Here is a 20157-nt window from a genome sequence, read left to right as displayed (position 1 = left end):
TCAATTCGGACCTGCTGGCCATAAGAAGGTATTTGCGCCTGAGCTATGCCGGGATTATGCGGCAGCGCTATCCGCACTACCAGTTGGCCAGTACAATAGCGACTATGCCGAGCCAAACCCAAGCCCCCGACCACCTGTCCCTACCGGATTACCTGACCGACGAGCAGCGCGCCATCATCACCTCCGGCTACGAGCACGCGGTGATAACTGCCGTCGCGGGCAGTGGCAAAACCTCCACGCTGGCCTGGCGCATCCGCTACCTGCTGGCCCAGGGCCACGATCCGGACCGGATGCTGGTGCTGATGTTCAACCGCAGCGCCAAGGTGGACTTTGAGCGCAAGTTACAGTCCGTCTGCGATCAGAGCGGGCTGGCCCTGCCGGAAATCCGCACCTACCACGCCATGGGCCTGCGGCTGTATCGTCGGTTCGTCCGCGAAGGCTATCTGCCGGGCTTTTCGGAAAAGATCCTGACCGAACAGGAGATCGGCTTCCAGGCCTGGTTGCTGACCCGGCGGCTGGCACCGGAGGAACTGGCCGATGAAATCCGCCGCAACAAGAAGGATTTTGTCGAAACCGCCACCGGCTTTATCGACCGGGTCAAAACCGGGCTGGCACCCGCGGAGGTGGTGTTCGAGGAGCTGGGCTACTCCGACAAACACCGCTACCTGATCGACCTGTTCCATTCCTTCGAGCAGTGGCGCAAAAGCGAAAGCCGCATCAGCTACGCCGACATGCTGTATGAGCCGGTGATGGCCATCCATCAGAACCCGCCATTGCAGCGCCTGGTGGGTAACAAAATGGATCTGATCCTGGTGGACGAATACCAGGACACCAACGAGATCCAGCACCTGCTTCTGCGTTATGTGGCGGGTGACCGCGCCCGGGTAACCGTGGTCGGCGACCCGGACCAGACCATCTACGAATTCCGTGGTGCCCGGCCCGAGTTCATTCTGCGCAAGTTCAGTGATGAGTTTGAAAGCCCGCTGGAGCAGACCCTCAGCTACACCTTCCGTTACGGCCACCGGGTGGCACTGCTGGCCAACCATCTGATCTGCCACAACACCGGCCGCCGGGATGTGATGTGCCATTCCCACCCGGGTACCCCCGACACCGAAATCCATCTGCATCAGGCCGAAAACGATGGCAACCAGGTGCTTTCTATCCTGCAGGGACTCGCGCCGGAACAACAGAGCCAGAGCGCCATCCTGTTCCGGGTCTGGAGCCAGAGCGTGCCGATTGAACTGAAACTACTGGCACGCCAGATTCCCTACCGGATCGACGCCGGTAAGGGCGCGCTGTTCAGCCGCGAGGTTCAGGCGGTGCAGGCCCTGTTGCTGGTGGTTACCCGTCGGCTCGACAAGCTGGCAGAAAACGACCGACTGGACATTGCCCGCCAGATTCTGAGGTTCCCCCATGTGGGCCTGAAAGAACCGGAACTGGAAAACCTGGCCCGGTTCCTGGCGGCGTTCGACACCGGCTGGCACGAACGGCTGCTCAGTCTGGATTTCGACGCCCTGGCGCCCATGGCGGCCAGAAAGCTGAAAAAACTCGGTGAAGTCCTGCAGCAACTCGACCGCTATCAGGGGCCGGTAGCTGGCCTGATCACCGTCTATGCCGAGCACATGGATCTCTATGAGGGTATTCGCAGTCTCGCACTGACCCATGACAGTGCCGAGGAGCGGATTGATACTATTCAGGGCTTCCGGGACTATCTGAAAAGCCTGGAGGTCAATGCCGACGGGGCCCTGGACCACCTCAACCTGTTGAAACAGCAGGCCAGCGAACATCGGGACGACGGCGTACTGCTGTCCACCATTCACCGGACCAAGGGACTGGAATGGCCCGTGGTGATCATTCCTGGGCTGCAGGAGAAGTATCTGCCCTACAGCCCGCGCCCCCAGGACGATGCCCGTGCCCTGCTGGAAAGCGAGCGTAGGCTGCTATACGTGGGCATGACCCGCTCCCGCCACCGTCTGCACCTGATCACCCGGCCCACCCCGGCCAGCCCGCATCTGGCGGGCGACCAAGGTCCCAGTCGATTTGTTTCCGAACTGTGCTTTGGATTAGCCCAGGAACTCGGCTCCGCGCTGGATACCGGTACTGCCCCGACAGACCAGCCCCTGAGGCTGGATCACCCGTTAACCCCCGTGAGCCTGCGCTACGCCGAGCGCGAGGGCATACCGCTGGAAAGCGAGGCGACGGTGACCGAAAGCACTGCGGAACCGGTCTGGCATCAGCAGCGTCTGACCCATGCCATCTTTGGCACGGGCGAGGTTATCTCGGAAGATGAAAGCTCGTTCGAGGTCCGGTTTGGCAATGGCGACACGCTGAATTTCAGTAAAAAAAGCGCGCATCTGTATTTCACACCCGCAGGTGATTGATCTGTCGTGTGTGAAGGCTGCGTACAATTGCGAAGACGCCGAAAGATGCCAAATTTTGTGTTTTATGGCTTACTGGCCTAGATTTTCAGTAACGTAGTGTTTTACCGGAGTTTATCCGTTTTCATCGGAGACAGCTTCAAGACATAATAATCAGACAGGAGGTTCTGCATGAAACTCATGCGCCCGGTGGCTCTGGCCGCCCTTGCAACATCCCTTGCCACACCAGCCCTGGCGGAACGCCAGGAAACCATCTACCTGAATCCGTTTGCCGGCTTCCAGCTGTTTGACGATAAACGGGATCTGAGTGAAACCGGCACGTTCGGTGTTGGTGTCGAATACCGGTTCCGCCCCCACTGGTCAGTTGAAGCCGTGTACTCACGGGCCGATGCCGACCGCAAGTATGTGTCTGGCGAATCCGATTTTGACGAAATCCGGGTTGACGGCACCTACTACTTCGCCGGCCCGGAAGCTGCCTGGAATCCCTACGTTTCTCTGGGTGCAGGCCATGCCGACTTCGGGCTGGGAGATACCATTTCCTACCGTACGGCAGGCACCGATCACGATGAAACCCGTGTAAACGTGGGTACGGGCTTCCGCTACAACGTCAGTGATGGCATTTCCATTCGTGGCGATCTGCGGGAATTCCACGGCATTGATGAAAGCACCTTCGACACCATGGTCTCGCTTGGCTTGAGCTGGGCCTTTACCCGCACAGTTTCTGCCCCGGCCCCGAAAGCACCGGTCGATGCCGACAGCGACGGCGTGCCCGATACTCGCGACCAGTGCCCGGGCACTCCGGCCGGTGCCAGTGTCGACAGCCGTGGCTGCGAGCTGGACAGCGATAACGACGGTGTGGCCGACAGCCGCGACCAGTGCCCCAACACCCCAGCCGGCGCAGAAGTAAACAGCCGAGGCTGTGAGCTCGACAGCGACAACGATGGCGTGGTGAACAGCCAGGATCAATGCCCGGACACTACTGCCGGCGCCACTGTGGATGAAACCGGTTGCGAAGGTATTACTGAAACGGTGGAAACCATTGAACTGCGGGTTCAGTTCCCCACCAACAGCTCTGTCATCGACAACGCCTACGACAACGAAATCCGTCGCGTCGCCGATTTCATGGCGGAATACCCGGAGACCACCGTTGAGATCGCCGGCCATACCGACAGCGCCGGTGAAGCCGGCTATAACCAGTTCCTGTCCCAGCGTCGGGCGGAAGCGGTTGCTGGTCGACTGACCGGGCCTCTGGGTGTCGATCCGGACCGTGTCAGTGCTGTGGGCTATGGTGAAGCCGAGCCTGTTGCCACCAACGACACGCCGGCTGGCCGTGCCCAGAACCGTCGTGTTGAGGCGCGCATCCAGGTTCGCCGTTAAGGCAACCAGGGCAACCTCGGTAAGGCGCCTTCGGGCGCCTTTCTTTTGACCCGTATTCAGAAATCCGTTCAGGCTTTCAATCGCCCTCGCGTACCGCGTCCAGCATCAGGTTTCTCGGCGTCAGCTGACGATCACAGAAAGTGCCCAGCCGAACCCGGTAACCCTGCTCTTCCAGAAACACGGCGTAGTCCAGGACCAGCCAGAGTTCCAGGGGCCGCCGGAACAGGTGCCGCAGCAGTTCATGCCGGCGCACCTGACGATATCGTTCCTCACCGCGCGCCAGCCATTCTGCCCAGTCAACATCGGCGGGCAGAGCCAGTTGTTTCTTTGCCGCCGCCCAGCGACAGAAGTCCTCGAAACGGCCATTATTGAGCCAGGCCGGGTGCGACGGCACCGGCAGGTAGTGCCTGTTGCCGGTCAGTTCCCGTTGCAACGCATCGAAACCCAGGCGCCAGGTACTGATGCGCATGGTTTGCTCGCGCACCCGCTCCGGTGCGGTGACGGTTTCCTGGACTGCCAGTCTCAGATCGTTACGATCCACCGACAAGCACTGGCCGTATTCCCGGGTTTGCCGGGCCTGGAGCTGATACCGTTCACCCTCGGTCAGATGATAGCAGCAGGGTGACAGACTGAGCCGGGGCAAACCGGCCTGGGCACCAGATTGCATCAGTCGGCGGTGCAGATCGCCACAGGCGTGCAGCGCCACCCCATGGTGGCGCTCAGGCAGTTTGAGATCATCGGCCATCACATCCTGATGAGCCAGACGAACCGGGTCGCCATAGTGTTCGGCCAGGCGGTTGCCATCGGTCACCAGGTCCGGATTCCACTCAAATCCGGTTACCTGCACCGCACCCCGCCGGGCCAGGGTCCGGCCCAGGTGGCCCTTGCCACAACACCAGTCCAGTACCGGATAGCCCAGGGGTGAAATTGCAGCGGCGAATGCGCCGGCCTGCTGTCGTTTTCGGCCAGGCATATCAACGGCGGCCACCTCCGCCAATTCCGCCTGCCGGCTCTCGGCCTCGGTCGCCAGACGAGGTAGATCAAGCAAATTCTGGTACCGGGCCAGCGCCGGGACATACCCGGCTAACACAGAGGACAGTTCCGGAAGCCGCTCCTCCCAGTCCTGACACTCAACCTCCGGAAGCGCCTCCAGCCAGCGCGCCAGTTCCGGATGCGCGTCGCGCCAGGCGGGTGCAGGGTCCATGAACGGGATGGGGCGCCAGAATGGCTCCAGTTCCCGCAGCCAGTCATTCAAAGACTGCCAGCGCTGGTAAAAACAACCCGAGGCTTGGTGTAAACTCGCCGCCGGAGGTAATGTCATGAAACTGGCCTTTGTACTGGTTGAACCGAAAGTCCCGGAAAATGTCGGCGCGGCTGCGCGGGCCCTGTGCACCATGGGTTTTTCTGAGCTGTGGCTGGTCAATTCCGACCTGCACACCCGGCCCGAAGCCCACTGGCTGGCCCATGGCAGCGACCACATTCTGGATAATGCGCGCATTTTCCCCGATCTGGCTGGAGTTAGAAACTCCGCGGATTTGCTGATGGGCACTTCGGCCAAGCCCCGCCATCACCGACAGGACTGGCACGAACCCGGCGCACTGCGCTCGGTACTGGCCAACAAAGGTGGCTCAGTGGCGACGGCGGCACTGGTGTTTGGTCGCGAGGACCGGGGCCTGGCCAATGAAGAATTGGCCCTGTGCGATCTACTCACCGGCTTTCCGATGGCGGTCAGCTATCCGTCCCTGAACCTGTCGCAGGCGGTCATGCTGTATGCCTGGGAGCTGTCCGGACTGGCGCGCCAGAGTGACAACACGCCGGAGGTCGCCTCAGACGCCCGCCTGGGCGCCTTGCGGCAACGCCTGGAAACACTGTTACCGGCGCTGGAGGCACCGGCCGACAGCAAGCTGTCGCAATGGGTGTTCCAGCGCCTGCCCATGCTCTCCGAACGGGACGTCGGCTTTGTGCACACTCTGTGCGGCAACCTCGAACGCAAACTCTGAGCTTACTCCTGGAACCTTCCGGGCCGGAACGCATCCAGCGGCACCGCCGGCTCCTCACCGTCGATGACCTGGGCAATCACCGAGGCGCTGCCCGCCGACAGGGTCCAGCCGAAGGTGCCGTGGCCAGTATTCAGGAACAGATTCCGGCGTGGCCCGCGGCCAATGATGGCCGGGCCATCCGGGGTCATGGGGCGGAAACCGGTCCAGGTTTCGGCAGCCTCAAGATCCGCACAGCCGGGAAAGCGTGAACGCACGGATTTCTTGATAGTGGCGATGCGCGCCTCCGGAATGTCGCGATTGAAGTCCGCCAGCTCAACAAAGCCCGTGGCCCGGAGCCGGTTGCCCAGTCGGGTCGACACTACTTTCAGGTTATCGTCGTGGATCGTGCTGGCCGGGGCCTTGTCCGGGTCGCTGAGGGGCACTGTCAGGCTGTAACCCTTGATCGGATAGATCGGTAGCTCCAGCCCCAGGGGCCGAACCAGCTGCGGTGACCAGCATCCGGCACAAACCACCACCGCATCCGCTTCCAGAGTGGCTAACTCGCCGCCGCGGGTTCGATACTCGATCCCGTTCACCTTCTCGTCATCAAACAACAGCCGCTCAACCTCGACACCATAGTGAAAACTTGCACCTTGCTGTTCACACACCTGCGCCAGTGCCCGGGAAAACAGGTGGCAATCGCCGGTGCCGTCTGTGTCATAGCTGATAGCACCATAGAGAGGCCCGTCTCCGGTCATACCTGGCTCCGCGGCGCGCACCTGCTCGGGCGTGAGCAGCTGCGAGGCGATGCCCAGCTCATTCAACAGGTCGTGAATCTTACGATAATCATCCATGGCCTCAGGGCTGCTGGCCAGGTGCAGCAGGCCCTTGTGGTCGCCATCAAAGCTCAGGTCATGCTCCTGTTCCAGAGCCAAAAAGCGCTCCCGACTGTGGATACCCAGGCGCAGCATCGCCCGCTTATTCAGGCCAAACAGGCCCGGGCTCCAGGCGTAGCGCAGGGTGGCAAACATAAATTTGATGGCTTCTACCGAAGGCGGCACCCGCAGCTTGAGCGGGCCGTCGGTTTTGAACAGCCAGGGCAGTGCCTTGAAGACCATGGAGGGATCAGCCCAGGGGTAAACCACACCGTAAGACCGCTGGGCGGCGTTGCCTTTACTGGTCTCATTACCCGCAAGGTCGTGTCGCTCCAGCAGGGTCACCTGGTGCCCCCGGCGAATCAGTTCCCTGGCGGTGGTAACACCCACCACGCCACCCCCTACCACTGCGATGTGCATAATTCCTCCATTAGCTGACACCATTCGCTGCCAGCAGCTGACGATAGTCTTCCAGTACATCCGGATGTTCGGCCGGGTAGTCCGGCGCAAGCTGTTTCAGCACCCCGGCCAGCAGTGACGCCACGATAGCCCGGGCCTCGGGCTTGCGGTCGCCGGGCACAATGAACCAGGGGGCTTCCTCGGTGTGGGTCTGAGCCAGGGCTTCCTCGGCGAAGGCCTGATAACGGGTGCGCTGTTTCCAGCCCTCGATGTCCGAGCGGTCAAACTTCCAGCGCTTCCTGGGCTTGTCCAGACGTTTGAGCAATCGCTGTTTATGCTCATCCTCGGAGAGATTGAGCCAGATTTTTACGACACAGGTGCCTTCGCTGACCAGGTGACGCTCAAAATGTCGTATCGCCTCGAACCGGGCCGGCCAGTGATAGGTGTCGGCATCACGCACGGGCCATACCCGCTCCCCGATCACGGCCTCATGATGACTACGGTTGAAGGCCACCATCTGGCCGTAGGCGGGGAGATAGGGCGTCACCCGCCAGAGAAAATCATGCGCTGCTTCCGTTTCATTGGGTCGCCCGAATGACCAGGCATGAAAGCCGGCAGGGTCAGCATAGGTGGCCAGCGTCCGGATCAGGCTGTCCTTGCCGCTGGTGTCCGGGCCATGGATGACCACCAGCAATGCCCGCTTACGATTCGCCCACAACCGCCTCTGGTACTCTCCGATGTCCTCCAGACTGGCTTCAAGCGCAGGCAGCTTGTCTTCGCCCTCGTACAGGGAGGGATAGCCTTCGAGAGCCGGCTTGTCGGGATTCAGGAACCAGGAACGGGCAAACGCCGTATACTTCATCAAGGAAACTCCCTATCGCCACGATGCAGGTCAGTAATCGTACAAAGTGATAAACTTGTGTGATTCGCTTCTCAGAATAGCATCCATACACCGACCCTGATGGAGTCTAGTACCCCGGCATGAGCAAGAAACGTCGTGAGATTCCCGTATTTGATCATCCGATCATCGAAACCCACTGCCATCTGGACTACCTGAAAGACCGGCCGTTGTCCGATACTCTGGAGCAAAGCCAGCGGGTCAACATCGAAAAGGTGATCACCATTGCGGTGTCACCAGAGAACCTGGCGGCAGTGCGCGAGCTGGCTGGTTCGGCTGACTGGGTGTTTGGTACCCAGGGCATTCATCCCCATGAAGCGGAAACCTATACCGATGAGGTGGAGGCGGAAATTCGCCAGCATGCCACCGACGACAAGATCGTGGCCGTGGGCGAGATCGGGTTGGACTATTTCTACGACAATGCCGATCGCGCCGTGCAGCGGGACGTGTTTCGCCGGCAACTGCAGATTGCCTGCGACAGCGACCGCCCGGTGGTAATTCACAGCCGCGACGCCGATGACGACACCATCGCGATTCTCAAAGAGTTCGAGCATTCGCTGGAGCGCCGGGGTGTTATTCACAGCTTCACCTCCGGACCCGGGCTGGCACAATACGCCATCGACCAGGGCTGGTGCCTGGGCTTCAACGGCATCACCACCTTCAACAAGGCAGAGAACGTGCGGGACATTGTGCGCATGACGCCCATCGAGCAGATCCTGCTGGAAACTGATGCCCCGTTCCTGACGCCTGTGCCCTATCGCGGCCGTGAAAACGCACCGTTTTACCTGCCGTTCGTGGCCGAAAAAATTGCCGAAGTAAAGGATTTACCCCTGGACCAGGTATTGAGCCAGACCTATCAAAACAGCCTGCGGACGTTTTTCCCCCACCAATGATCAAACGCATTCCCATCTCTGCCCTGAAGGTCGGTATGTACATTACCGACCTCAACAACGACTGGATCCCCCATAACACCCAGCGCAAGAAAGGGGTGATCAAGCGGGAAGAGACCATTGAGAAAATCCGCAGGATGGGTGTGCAGTATGTCTACATTGATGTCAGCCGGGGCGCCGACTGTCAGGATTCCGAGCCGGCGGCGGCGGTGGACCGGCGCAATGAAACGGCCCTGCAGAATGCCGGAGCCCTGAAACCGGGGTATGCCCCCAAGGCACCGTTGGCAGAAGAAATTGTCATTGCCCAGCGGGTGCACAGCCAGGCCCAGAACCTGGTGGGCAATTTCATGAATAACGTCAAGATCGGTGGCGCAATCGATGTGGCCCCCATCCATCAGTTAGCTGACGAATTACAGAATTCAGTGCTGCGAAATGCCAATGCGCTGAGCTGCCTTGGCCGGATCCGGGAGAAGGACAACTACCTGCTGGAGCATTCGGTCAACCTGAGCGTACTGATGTCGCTGTTCGGCAGTTATCGGAAACTGGCAGCCGACATCCTGCACCAGACCATTGTCGGTGCGCTGCTGCATGATCTGGGCAAAATCCTCACCCCCGATGAGATTCTGCATAAACCCGGCCGGCTGACAGCGGAAGAATTCGAGGTGATGAAACTGCATGCCCGCCACTCCCGGGATATTCTTGCCAGCACCGAGGGCATTGGCGAAATCGCGGTCATCACGGCAGCCCAGCACCACGAAAAACTCGATGGCAGCGGCTATCCAGAAGGCCTCAAAGGGGAAGAAATTACCGAATACGGGCGCATGGTGGCCATAACCGATGTCTACGACGCCATCACCTCTGACCGCGTCTACCATAAAGGCATGACGCCGACCCAGGGCCTGAAAAAACTGCTGGAATGGTCCGGGGATCACCTGGATCCGACGCTGGTGAAACAGTTTATCCGCTGCATTGGCCTGTACCCGGTCGGTTCACTGGTACTGCTGGAGAGCGGGCGGCTGGGCGTGGTGGTGGAAACCAACGACGCCGACCAGCGGTTGCCCGTAGTGCGGGTGATGTACCACACCCGCTTCCGGCTGCCGATTACCGTGGAAACCATTGATCTGTCACGGCCTGGCAATCAGGACCGGATTGTCAGGGCAGTCGACCCGGAAGACTACAAGCTCGATATCCGGAAGTTTCTGATCTGAAGCTCTGAAACCCGCCCGGGCTCTGCTAGGCTAGTGGTAAAGCCCCATCCATAACAAAGATACTCCATCATGCTGTCATCGGTTTTCCAGGTTCTGGGCGGTCTCGCCCTGTTTCTCCTGGCTATGGAGATGATGACCAATGGTCTGAAAAACGCCGCCGGCCATCATCTTCGCCATATGCTGGGACACTGGACCAGAACTCCGCTACGCGGTCTGTTTGCCGGCTTTGTCATTACCGGTATCGTGCAGCATTCCGGCGCGGTTACCGTTGCAACGATTGGCTTTGTGAATGCTGGCCTGATGACCCTGGCCCAGTCCCTGGGCGTCGTTTTCGGCTCCAACATCGGCACCACCATGACCGGCTGGCTGGTCAGCCTGATTGGCTTCGGCTTCAAGATCGAAGCCATGGCGCTGCCACTGCTGGCCACCGGGGTGGGCTTCAAACTGGTCAGCCGCAACCCGAGAAACCAGTTTCTGGGGGAAGCTCTGGCAGGCTTTGCCTTGTTTTTCCTGGGGTTGTCGATTCTCAAAACCGCGCTCGAATCCTCGGCTCTCGGCTTCCAGAACGGCCACCTGATCAACGCCGATTATGGCCTGCCGGCCTTCATGCTGATTGGCCTGCTGGCCACGGTTCTTACCCAGTCCTCCAGCGCCGCCCTGGCCATCGTACTCACCGCTGCAGCTGGCGGCCTGATCCCGCTCGACAATGCCGCCGCGGCCGTGATTGGGGCCAATCTGGGCTCAACGTCGACCGCCGCGCTGTCGGCCCTGAAAGCCACGGCAAACGCCCGCCGGCTGGCCACCGGGCATATCCTGTTCAACCTGGTCACCGGCGTCATCGCCCTGCTGGTGCTGCCGGCCATGCTCTGGCTGGTGAATACCCTGACCAACCTGTTGGACCTGGAAGCCAACCCGGCGGTTTCGCTGGCCTTATTCCATACGCTGTTCAACGTTCTGGGTGCCGCCATCATGCTGCCCTTCACCCAACCGTTCGCCCGTTTTCTCGGCCGGCTGTTTCGCAGCAAGGAAGAGGACAACGCCGAACCCCGATATCTCGATGACACTCTGGTGACGACACCGGAACTGGCCATCGGCGCCGTGGATCAGGAAATGAAGCGGTTGATTGGTCACAGCCGGGGTTTGCTGCGGGTATGCCTGGATCGGGAAAGCCTGGAGGAATCCGATGTCCGCCCGAAGGCCGATGCCGTGCGTAATCTGAACCTAGCCATTAACGACTATATCGGGCGCCTGAGAGCCGAGAAAATGCACCCGTCGGTGGTGGATGCGCTGACGCTGAGCATTCGCACCTGCCGTTACCTGGCGGAAGCCACTGAGCTGACCCTGCATCTGGTCAGGCTCCGGGCGCTGGCACGCCGCACGGATTTCGAAACACTGGAGCCGGTTTTCAACCGTTATTTCGAGGTTATTCGGGTGTTGGTGGCGTCAGAAGCGCCAGCGCCGGAGCAGTTCCAGGAAGCCGAAACAGTCTACCATCAGCTTAAAGCCGCCACCCTGCAGAAGATGATCCGGCGGGAGTTCAGTTCCAGCCTGGGTGACCAGGTTCTGGACGAACTCAGCGCTGTGCGCCGGCTCACCGATCAGTGGAGCAAGGCACTGTATTGGCAGGATGGTGTGGGGTTACTCAACCACAGCCATGATCAGGCATCGGTATCCTGAAAACAGCAGTAGCGGTTCTTGCCTTCGCGCTTGGCCCGATACATGGCCTGGTCTGCCTGGCGAAGCAGCTGATCACCGTCAATCTCCTCACCTTGCGGGTACAGGGTGTAACCCATGCTCGCGGACACTTCGACATTGTGATTGGCCACCCACACCGGTTCGGCAATCACCGTTAGCAACCGTGAAAGCAGAACATTCAGGGTCGCCGCGTCCGGCACATTGACGATGATGGCGGCAAACTCGTCGCCGCCCAATCGTGCCAGACTGTCCTCCTCCCGGAGAGTCGAGCGCATGCGCCGGGCCACCTCCACCAGCAAGCCATCTCCGGCATCGTGGCCAAAGGCATCGTTTACCGGCTTGAACTGATCCAGATCGATGTAGATCACCGCCAACCGGTAATTCTGCCGGCGGGCCTGGGCCATGGACTGGTGCAGACGATCCGAGAACAGTACCCGGTTCGGCAGATTGGTCAGGGCGTCGTAGTGCGCCATGATCCTGAGCTGCTTCTCGATCTCTTTCTGCCTTGTGATGTCACTGAAGACACCCACAAAGTGAGACAGTTCGCCCTGCTCGTCCAGCACACTGCTCAGACTCAGGTTCAAGACAATGGCCTGGCCGTCCTGGTGCCGGGCTGCAAACTCTCCGCTCCACACTCCATGCCTGCTGGCGGCCACCAGTATGGCACTGCCCTCATCCACCGGCATGGGCGGCAAACTGCCAATGGCAGACTTGTGATCCCGCCCGGTAATCTGGGTATAGGCTTCGTTGATATCCATCACCACGCCGTGGGCATCCGTAATGAATATGGCTTCGCGGGCATTCTTGAACACCCTCAGCGCCAACCGTTGCTGTTCCTCGGCCTGCTTTCGGCGGGTGATGTCGTGCCAGGAACAAAGTACCGAAGGGATGTCACTGTCGTGTTCATAAACCGGAGCCAGGGTCATGGCCACCCACACCCGGGCCCCGTCCGAGCGTACAAACAACCATTCTGTCTGGGACACCTCTCCGGCCGTCACCCGGGCAAAAAGCGCCTCGGACTTCTGTGACGACGGAGTTCCATCCGGCTGGCTATGGGGCGAGAAGGCCGCCAGGGATTTGCCCAGCAGCGACGCTTCTGACGTGTAGCCCACCAGATCCACTGCGGCCCGATTGCAATCCACCAGCTCGCCATTGCGGATCATCAGCATCGGCTGGGGCCAGCTGGCAATCAGTGAACGCAGCCGACGCTCTTCAGAAGCCAGTTGTTTCTTCTTGCGGCCAAGCCAGAGACTGGTGATCACCAGCAGTACGAACAATACAGCAACGGTAATCACCCAGTTGCGGTATTGGTGGAGTATGTCGACCCAGGTTACCCTCGGCACCTGATCGTAGGGCGGCATACGCAGGGTTCGAGTCAGCATCTCGACCGACTGATAGTCCGCTGGCGGTGAAAACCCCGCCAGACCAGCCGCCTGCGCCGCGGCATGCTCTGGCTCCAGAGCAAACAGAGCCGACGCTACCCGGCGCACCGTCCGGCTATCAACATGGGGCAGAGAAACCAGAGGCCACTCCGGGTACAGCCGGGTGGACAGCACAAACGGATAGCCTCGAAGCTGCTGCGGATTGATGATTTTCAGCTCGCCGGCAAGGTTGGGGTTCTCGCTCAGCAGTTCTTCATAGATACCGGTACGGATGAATCCGACATCGGTATCGCCCGACAGCACCGAGCGGATTACCCGGTCGTGATTGCCCAGAAACACCATCCGGTTGTGGCGCCGGACATCCACACCCGCATTGACCAGCTCCAGCGCCTGGGCCTGATAGCCTCCCAGATACGTCAGCCCTGGCGTGGCAATACTTTTTTTCTCAAGGTCTTGCAGGCGGTTGATATCCTCCCGTTCGGCACGGGTAATGATCACACCCCCAATACTGCCCGTGGTTTCGCCGTGCCAGGCCCGGCGCAGGGTTGCTAGCGCACCGGTCAGGCTGCGTTCGCTGCGAATCACCAGAAAATGACTGGGATTGGTGAGGAAGAAATCGATCTGGTTGGCCGCCAGCGCCCGGTTCATATCATCCTGATTGAATACCCTCAGGTTCACCGGCATGCCGGTTTCCAGGGTCAGGTAGTCGGCCAGGGGCTGATAACGTTCATTGATCACATTATCTGGCCGGTAGGCAAAAACGCCGAGCGTTACCGAGTCCCCGGCTGCCACCGGTGCAGGCACGCTGGCAGCAACCAGCAACAGCCAAACCAGGCAGTGGGAAAGCAAAGCCTTTATCATGGCAGGCTCCGTGGCAGGAAAGCCGGATCGGTCAGGTGCTCATAGCGCAGAGGCTTATCCATCAGCCCCTCACGAACCATGATATTTTCCAGAGTCTTCGCCACCACTTCCAGCCGACCGTTGTGCGTGAGGTACCGGTGATTGGCCGAGAGTTCCGGCAACATCACGTTTGCCAGGGACTGGCGCACCATATCCGGTGACACCTCCTGGCGTGTGGCTACCCGATAGACCGCATCGTGCATGTTGCGAACCAGATGCTGCAGGCCAAGAAAATGTCCTTTCACCAGATCCCGTACCGCAGCCGGCTGCCGACTGGCCGCAGCATCAGTGACCACCAGCAGATCGAAGATGGTTTCCGGCAGTTGGCTGCTGTCAAACAGACGTACCGCACCTTCGGCCACCAGCCGGGAGGCCTCCGGTTCGTAGCTGATGGAAGCATCGATATCACCACGCTGCCAGGCCCGGATATGTTCGTTGACCGGTAAATCCACCACCGATATGTCGTTGCTGGTCAGGCCCGCGCGTTCCAGCACCGAGAACAGCAGGATGCCGGACACGCCACCGAGTTCCACGGCCACCCGCCGGCCCCTCAACCCCGAAAGACCGGTGATTTCGGGCCGAACCAGCAGCACGTCCGCGCCCACGGAGACATTGGTAACGGCCACAGCCTTCACCGGTACACCTGCGGCAAGAACTCTCAGGGTTTCATCCAGGGTCAGGGCCGCGGCGTCCAGGTTGCCAGAAATCAGTCCACTAATGGAATCACTGGCTGCCTGGCCTTTTACCAGTTGCACCGTTGCCGGCAGCCAACCAAATTCTTCTGCGAGGTACAGGGGTTCGTAACCAATCCAGGGGTGGATACCGGTTCTCAGGGGGTCAGACCGGGAGCAACCACTCATTCCCGCAGCAACAGCGGCAGCTATCGTCAGGTGCAGAAAGTGACGGCGGTGCATCCAGAAGCTCCGGGACAGAGGTGGGTAGTCTTTGCATACTAATCCGTAGCCACTATAACCGTAAATCTGACCAAAGCATTGCACCGGGTCAAATTGAGCAAAATCAACCTATCCCAGCGACAGAAAAACCCCCATCAGCACCGGCGAAAGGAAGGACAGCAGAAAGCCGGAGGCAATGGCCACCGGCACACAGGCCAGACCACCACTACTACGGATGACCGGCAGTGTGAAATCCATGGCGGTGGCTCCGCCGTAGCCGATGGCCATGGCTGGCCGGGCATGGATCACCAACGGTATCAGGGCCAGAGCAATAATTTCCCGCAGCACATCGTTCAGGAAAGCGACACCGCCCCAGGCGGGTCCCAGGGCATCACCAATGACAATGCCTGAGAGTGAATACCAGCCAAACCCGGAGGCCAGGGCCAAAGACTGATGCCAGGGAATATCCAGTACCGGCACCAGAGCCAGCCCCGCCACCAGGGAGCTAACCACCAGGGCCAGTGCAATCCCCAGCCCCTGGCGGTTCATCAGCAGTTTGCGCAATGACAGGCCGGCATTGCGTAACTGAAGCCCTATAAGGAACAGCAACAACATCAGCGCCCAGGTGGCCACGTCGTCCACCATCGGCAAATCCGGGAACAGGAAATACCCGAGCAGAGCACCGATAAGCACGGACAAAAGCGGTTTGAGGCCTGCCAGAAACAGGCGGCCATAACCGGGCCTGGAACCGGTTTCAGCCGCCTCCGTGTGCATTGGCTGCCAACGGTGAAACAGCCACAGGCCCGCCATGTTCGCCACCAGCAAGACCAGCACAAGCCCCGCTACCTGGGCAGCCATGGTACCCAGTTGGCCCAGCAACCCTTCCATCTGTCCCAGCCCCAATCCCAGCAGGGCCAGGATGAAATACACCAGGCCCTCCACCGAATAGTGAATCACGGTCATCAACTGACGATTGGAGAGGGCAATGGCAAAGCCCAGAAATAACGGGGCCAGGATCAGGAGCGCACCGGTCAGCATGAAAACCTCGAACGAATACAGGGATAAAGAGCAGGACAGCTAGGGAGAAAACCGGGGGCGTTCAGTGAAGACGCTCACCAGAACGGTCCTGTACCAGCACCCAAGGGGCAATGACGACTGCCCAGAGTTCCGCATTGCGGTCGTACCAGGCGCGCGCGAGGTCAGGCGCCACCTCGCCCACCTGCCCACCGGACATCCAGTGCTCAAACTGCGCCTTGTTGTCCGCCGCCAACTGGGCCGCCACATTCAGGAGGTCCAGCTCTGGCGCCACTCGCACCACCTGGCCCCGGGCATAATAGGTTTGCAGCTCATGCCAGTGAATGCGGGAGGTCTCCAGGTTGAGTTTGGCCTTGATTTCTTCCGGCGACTGGGGAGATGACATGACAACCTCGGTGATCAGTTCATTTTCGGGGCGCCAGCCTACCCTAAATCCGGAATATCCGCACCCGCTTCAGTTAACCCTCCAGGTTTCTCAGCAATGCACTGCGTTATATCATTTTCACGCTGGTATCAATTCCACTATGCTCGTTGATAGCACAGCATGTTTGTGCCATCGCTTCCATAATCCACGGAATCAGGCTTGAACACTCTGTCTTTTGGTGGTCACTTCGCTGCAATTGCAGTACTCAGTGCTGAACCGACCACCCTTATGAATGATGTGGCCGGCTACTGTTACAGAGACGGTGCTCATTTCTGGGTCGAGCTGCCTGTTTGCAACCCAGATTCATCGGAGCAAGCAACGCCATGAAAATCCCTGAACTACCACCGTATGAAGACCGTAGACTGTCAGCGCTGGAAGCCACCCAATTGCTGGATACGCCCCCCGAAGAACGTTTCGACCGGATAACCCGCATAGCGTCACACCTGTTTGAGGTGCCTGTTGCGCTGGTTTCGCTGGTGGATAAGGATCGGCAATGGTTCAAATCCTGCTATGGTCTGGGAGTGAGGGAAACCGCCCGCAACATCTCTTTTTGCGGCCATGCCATTCTGGGGCCAGACGCATTTGTAGTGGAAAACGCCCAGAACGACGAACGTTTTTCGGATAATCCATTAGTCACCGGCGAGCCCAGCATCCGTTTCTATGCCGGTGCACCACTGGAAGACCGTTTCGGCAACCGGCTGGGCACCCTGTGCCTGATTGATCGCAAGCCCCGAACGTTCTCCGATCAGGACCGGCACAACCTGCGGGATCTAGCCGACATGGTGGAGCGGGAGTTTCAGTATCAGGAACTCGGCAGCTATTACGGCGAACGTGCCCGGGCACTCAACATCCTTAACGAGATCGCCCTGGACAACGACGATGATGAATCCAGGCGCGTGCAACGGGCACTGGAAACCGCCAATCGATTTCTCGGTACGGATACCGCCATTGTCAGCGACATCACCGACCAGACCTATACCATCCGCTGGCACCATGAACGCAGGCCGAGTACTCTGCATGATGGTCTGTCGCTGCCACTTGACCACACCTACTGTTCCATGGCGCTGGAACAAGGTGAAGTACTGGCCATCAGCCACACAGCCCGCTCCCGCTATCGCAACCATCCCTGTTATCAGGCCTTCGGCCTGGAGAGCTACCTAGCGGCACCCATCTGGCTGGACGACAGGATTGTTGGCACCCTGAACTTTTCTTCCGAACAGCCGCACAGGCCGGCGTTTACCGAAAGTGAAAAAATGTTTGTGACCCTGCTGGCTCGATGGGTGGCAACCATTCTTGAGCGCCATCAATCCGAACAGATGAAAAGCCGGTTCATCTCAACAGTCAGTAATGAACTTCAAGCCCCGCTGGACTCCATTTCCCGCTCTCTGGACCAGATCCTCGGGGGCGCAATCAACGGTTTACCTGACAAGACCTACAACTTGCTTAAGAGTGCCAGGCGAGACACCAATCAGATACGAAAATTAGTCAATGAGTTACTGGATAAGGAAAGCTGAAACGCGGCAACCTTTGATCAGGGTATATGAGCAGAGCAATTTCAGGTTTGTTAAGAGTAGAAACGGAAAGGGCCGGCACTGAACGCACCGGCCCGGTGTGTTTTTTCAGGCGCTCTTCAACATCTCCCGCACCACATAGTGCAGGATACCGCCATGCTGGAAGTACACCGCCTCGTTGGCGGTATCAATCCGTGATTTGAGTTCACAGCTCTCGGTGGAGCCGTCCTTGTACTTCACCGTCATCTTCAGGGTCTGGCCCGGCTTGATCTCGCCGGACAGGCCTTCGATGCTGATGGTTTCCTCACCGGTGAGTTTCAGGCTCTTGCGATCCACGCCCTCCGGGAACTGCAGGGGCATCACGCCCATGCCGATCAGGTTGGAACGGTGGATCCGCTCGTAGGATTCCGCCACCACGGCTTTCACGCCCAGCAGGCGGGTACCCTTGGCGGCCCAGTCCCGGCTGGAGCCGGTGCCGTACTCCTTACCGGCAATCACCACCAATGGCGTGCCCTGCTCCTGGTACTTCATGGCGGCATCGTAGATGGCCATTTGCTCCCCGGTGGGCACGAATTTGGTGAAGCCACCTTCCACGCCGTCGAGCATCTCGTTGCGGATGCGCACGTTGGCAAAGGTGCCGCGCATCATCACCTCGTGGTTGCCCCGGCGGGAGCCGTAGGAGTTGAAGTCTTTCGGCTCCACACCATGCTCCTGCAGGTATCTTCCGGCAGGGGTATCGGGCTTGAAGGAACCGGCCGGGGAGATATGGTCGGTGGTCACCGAATCCCCCAGCAGGGCCAGGATGTTGGCATCCCTGATGTTCTCGATAGACTCGGGCTGCTCGCCCATGCCTTCGAAGAAGGGCGGATGCTGGATGTAGGTGGATTTATCGCTCCACTCGTACACCTTGCTCTCCGGCACCTTGATGGACTTCCAGATGTCGTCGCCCTCGAACACCTCACCGTATTCCTTGCGGAACATGTCGGTTTTCACCTTCTCGACCGCTTCGGCAATTTCGGCCTGGCTGGGCCAGAGGTCGTTCAGGTACACCGGGTTGCCGTCTTTGTCGGTACCCAGCGGGTCTTTGGTCAGATCCAGCCTTACGTTGCCCGCCAGGGCATAGGCCACCACCAGGGGCGGCGAAGCCAGCCAGTTGGTTTTCACCAGCGGATGCACCCGGCCTTCAAAGTTACGGTTGCCGGACAGCACCGAGGCTACAGTAATGTCACCATCGGTAATGGCCTTTTCCACGGCATCCGGCAATGGGCCGGAGTTACCGATGCAGGTGGTGCAGCCGTAACCCACCAGGTTGAAACCGAGCTTGTCCAGGTCGTCCTGCAAGCCGGCCACTTTCAGGTAGTCGGTGACCACCTTTGAGCCCGGCGCCAGAGAAGTTTTCACCCAGGGCTTGGTGCTCAGGCCCTTCTCCACCGCCTTCCGGGCGATCAGGCCGGCGGCCATCATCACGCTCGGGTTGGAGGTATTGGTGCAGGAGGTAATGGCAGCAATCACCACGGCACCCGGATCCAGCCGGCACTTTTCGCCGTTCATTTCCAGCGGCTGACTGGCCGGGTGTTCGTAGCTGTTATCCACCCCCACTGCGGTCTGGCCGCCTTCTGATTCCAGCTTGCCTTCCTGGGTTTTCGCCGGGCCTTCAGCAGTCTCCATCAGCAACTCGAAGGAAGCCTTCATGTTCTTCAGGGCTACCCGGTCCTGGGGCCGCTTCGGGCCGGCCAGGCTGGCCTCGACATCGCCCATGTCCAGTTCCAGGGTGTCGGTGTACACCGGCTCGTGACCCGGTTCCCGCCACAATCCCTGGGCTTTGGCGTAGTTTTCAACCAGCTCCAGCAGCGCTTCATCCCGCCCGGTCAGGCGCATGTAGTTGATGGTCTGTTCGTCCACCGGGAAGAAACCACAGGTCGCCCCGTACTCCGGCGCCATATTGGCGATGGTGGCACGGTCAGCCACCGGCATGTCTTTCAGGCCATCACCGTAAAATTCCACAAACTTGCCCACCACGCCCTTCTTGCGCAGCATTTCGGTGACGGTCAGCACCAGATCGGTGGCTGTGATACCTTCCCGCAGCTTGCCGGTGATCTTGAAACCGATCACCTCCGGAATCAGCATGGAGACCGGCTGGCCGAGCATGGCGGCTTCCGCTTCGATGCCGCCCACACCCCAGCCGAGTATGCCCAGGCCGTTGATCATGGTGGTGTGGGAATCTGTGCCCACCAGCGTGTCCGGGTAGGCGATGGTTTTACCGTCCACCTCCTTCTGCCACACCGTTTTGCCCAGATATTCCAGATTCACCTG

15 protein-coding genes are annotated in these 20157 nt (G+C 59.7%); 7 read left to right on the top strand and 8 right to left on the bottom strand.

Annotation, left to right across the window (positions count from 1 at the left end):
* Positions 1-56 precede the first annotated feature (56 nt).
* Both B3Y70_RS10370 and B3Y70_RS10365 read left to right on the top strand, forming a co-directional pair.
* The gene (locus B3Y70_RS10370) at positions 57-2381 is read left to right on the top strand and encodes an ATP-dependent helicase (protein WP_286894638.1); all 2325 of its coding nucleotides are present in this window, start codon (positions 57-59) and stop codon (positions 2379-2381) included.
* Between the two features lie 168 nt (positions 2382-2549).
* Positions 2550-3755: an OmpA family protein gene (locus B3Y70_RS10365; RefSeq protein ID WP_288589756.1), complete on the top strand. Its 1206-nt coding sequence runs from the start codon at positions 2550-2552 to the stop codon at positions 3753-3755.
* 76 nt (positions 3756-3831) lie between these two features.
* Here B3Y70_RS10365 and B3Y70_RS10360 read toward each other — a convergent pair whose 3' ends face one another.
* Positions 3832-5076, bottom strand: coding sequence for a methyltransferase (locus B3Y70_RS10360; protein WP_288589754.1), 1245 nt, complete (start codon positions 5074-5076; stop codon positions 3832-3834).
* On the opposite strand from B3Y70_RS10360, the gene B3Y70_RS10355 reads away from it, so the two are divergent.
* Positions 5075-5755: a tRNA/rRNA methyltransferase gene (locus tag B3Y70_RS10355; protein ID WP_288589752.1), complete on the top strand. Its 681-nt coding sequence runs from the start codon at positions 5075-5077 to the stop codon at positions 5753-5755. The genes B3Y70_RS10360 and B3Y70_RS10355 overlap by 2 nt on opposite strands.
* A gap of 2 nt (positions 5756-5757) precedes the next feature.
* Here B3Y70_RS10355 and B3Y70_RS10350 read toward each other — a convergent pair whose 3' ends face one another.
* The gene (locus B3Y70_RS10350; protein ID WP_278350990.1) at positions 5758-7029 is read right to left on the bottom strand and encodes a D-amino acid dehydrogenase; all 1272 of its coding nucleotides are present in this window, start codon (positions 7027-7029) and stop codon (positions 5758-5760) included.
* A gap of 10 nt (positions 7030-7039) precedes the next feature.
* Positions 7040-7870: a polyphosphate kinase 2 family protein gene (locus tag B3Y70_RS10345; protein WP_288589750.1), complete on the bottom strand. Its 831-nt coding sequence runs from the start codon at positions 7868-7870 to the stop codon at positions 7040-7042.
* 119 nt (positions 7871-7989) lie between these two features.
* On the opposite strand from B3Y70_RS10345, the gene B3Y70_RS10340 reads away from it, so the two are divergent.
* The 3 genes from B3Y70_RS10340 (at position 7990) to B3Y70_RS10330 (ending at position 11681) form a co-directional block, all read left to right on the top strand.
* A complete protein-coding gene (locus tag B3Y70_RS10340; RefSeq protein WP_222562211.1) occupies positions 7990-8799 on the top strand; it encodes a TatD family hydrolase in 810 nt (269 codons plus the stop codon).
* Positions 8796-10004 (top strand): HD-GYP domain-containing protein, encoded by a 1209-nt coding sequence (locus B3Y70_RS10335; protein WP_273031685.1) that lies wholly within the window; start codon positions 8796-8798, stop codon positions 10002-10004. The genes B3Y70_RS10340 and B3Y70_RS10335 overlap by 4 nt, the downstream gene beginning before the upstream one ends.
* A gap of 69 nt (positions 10005-10073) precedes the next feature.
* Positions 10074-11681, top strand: coding sequence for a Na/Pi cotransporter family protein (locus B3Y70_RS10330; RefSeq protein ID WP_288589747.1), 1608 nt, complete (start codon positions 10074-10076; stop codon positions 11679-11681).
* Here the strand turns inward: B3Y70_RS10330 and B3Y70_RS10325 are convergent.
* From B3Y70_RS10325 to B3Y70_RS10310, 4 genes are all read right to left on the bottom strand, one after another.
* The gene (locus B3Y70_RS10325) at positions 11663-13942 is read right to left on the bottom strand and encodes a diguanylate cyclase domain-containing protein (RefSeq protein ID WP_288589745.1); all 2280 of its coding nucleotides are present in this window, start codon (positions 13940-13942) and stop codon (positions 11663-11665) included. The two genes, B3Y70_RS10330 and B3Y70_RS10325, sit on opposite strands and share 19 nt — an antisense overlap.
* Positions 13939-14895: an ABC transporter substrate-binding protein gene (locus B3Y70_RS10320; RefSeq protein WP_286894631.1), complete on the bottom strand. Its 957-nt coding sequence runs from the start codon at positions 14893-14895 to the stop codon at positions 13939-13941. The genes B3Y70_RS10325 and B3Y70_RS10320 overlap by 4 nt, the downstream gene beginning before the upstream one ends.
* A 108-nt stretch (positions 14896-15003) precedes the next feature.
* Complete coding sequence (locus tag B3Y70_RS10315) at positions 15004-15912, bottom strand: lysine exporter LysO family protein (RefSeq protein WP_014422918.1); 909 nt, start codon at positions 15910-15912, stop codon at positions 15004-15006.
* 61 nt (positions 15913-15973) lie between these two features.
* Positions 15974-16294 carry a DUF2288 domain-containing protein gene (locus B3Y70_RS10310; RefSeq protein ID WP_011787074.1) on the bottom strand — a complete coding sequence of 107 codons (321 nt, stop codon included), beginning with the start codon at positions 16292-16294 and terminating at the stop codon, positions 15974-15976.
* Positions 16295-16656: 362 nt separating this feature from the next.
* Between B3Y70_RS10310 and B3Y70_RS10305 the strand changes: the two genes are divergently transcribed.
* On the top strand, positions 16657-17847 hold the full coding sequence (locus tag B3Y70_RS10305; RefSeq protein WP_273031677.1) for a GAF domain-containing protein: 1191 nt from the start codon (positions 16657-16659) through the stop codon (positions 17845-17847).
* A 105-nt stretch (positions 17848-17952) separates the two neighbouring features.
* On the opposite strand, the gene acnA is transcribed toward B3Y70_RS10305, so the two are convergent.
* The coding region (gene acnA, locus B3Y70_RS10300; protein ID WP_288589744.1) for an aconitate hydratase AcnA at positions 17953-20157 on the bottom strand (2205 nt) is incomplete at its 5' end.

Origin of the sequence: Marinobacter sp. UBA5687, from assembly GCF_002420325.1 — a bacterium.
Classification (GTDB): Bacteria; Pseudomonadota; Gammaproteobacteria; order Pseudomonadales; family Oleiphilaceae; genus Marinobacter; species Marinobacter nauticus.
The sequence above is the reverse complement of the archived record's forward strand: the minus strand, read 5'-3'. Positions and strand labels throughout refer to the sequence as shown.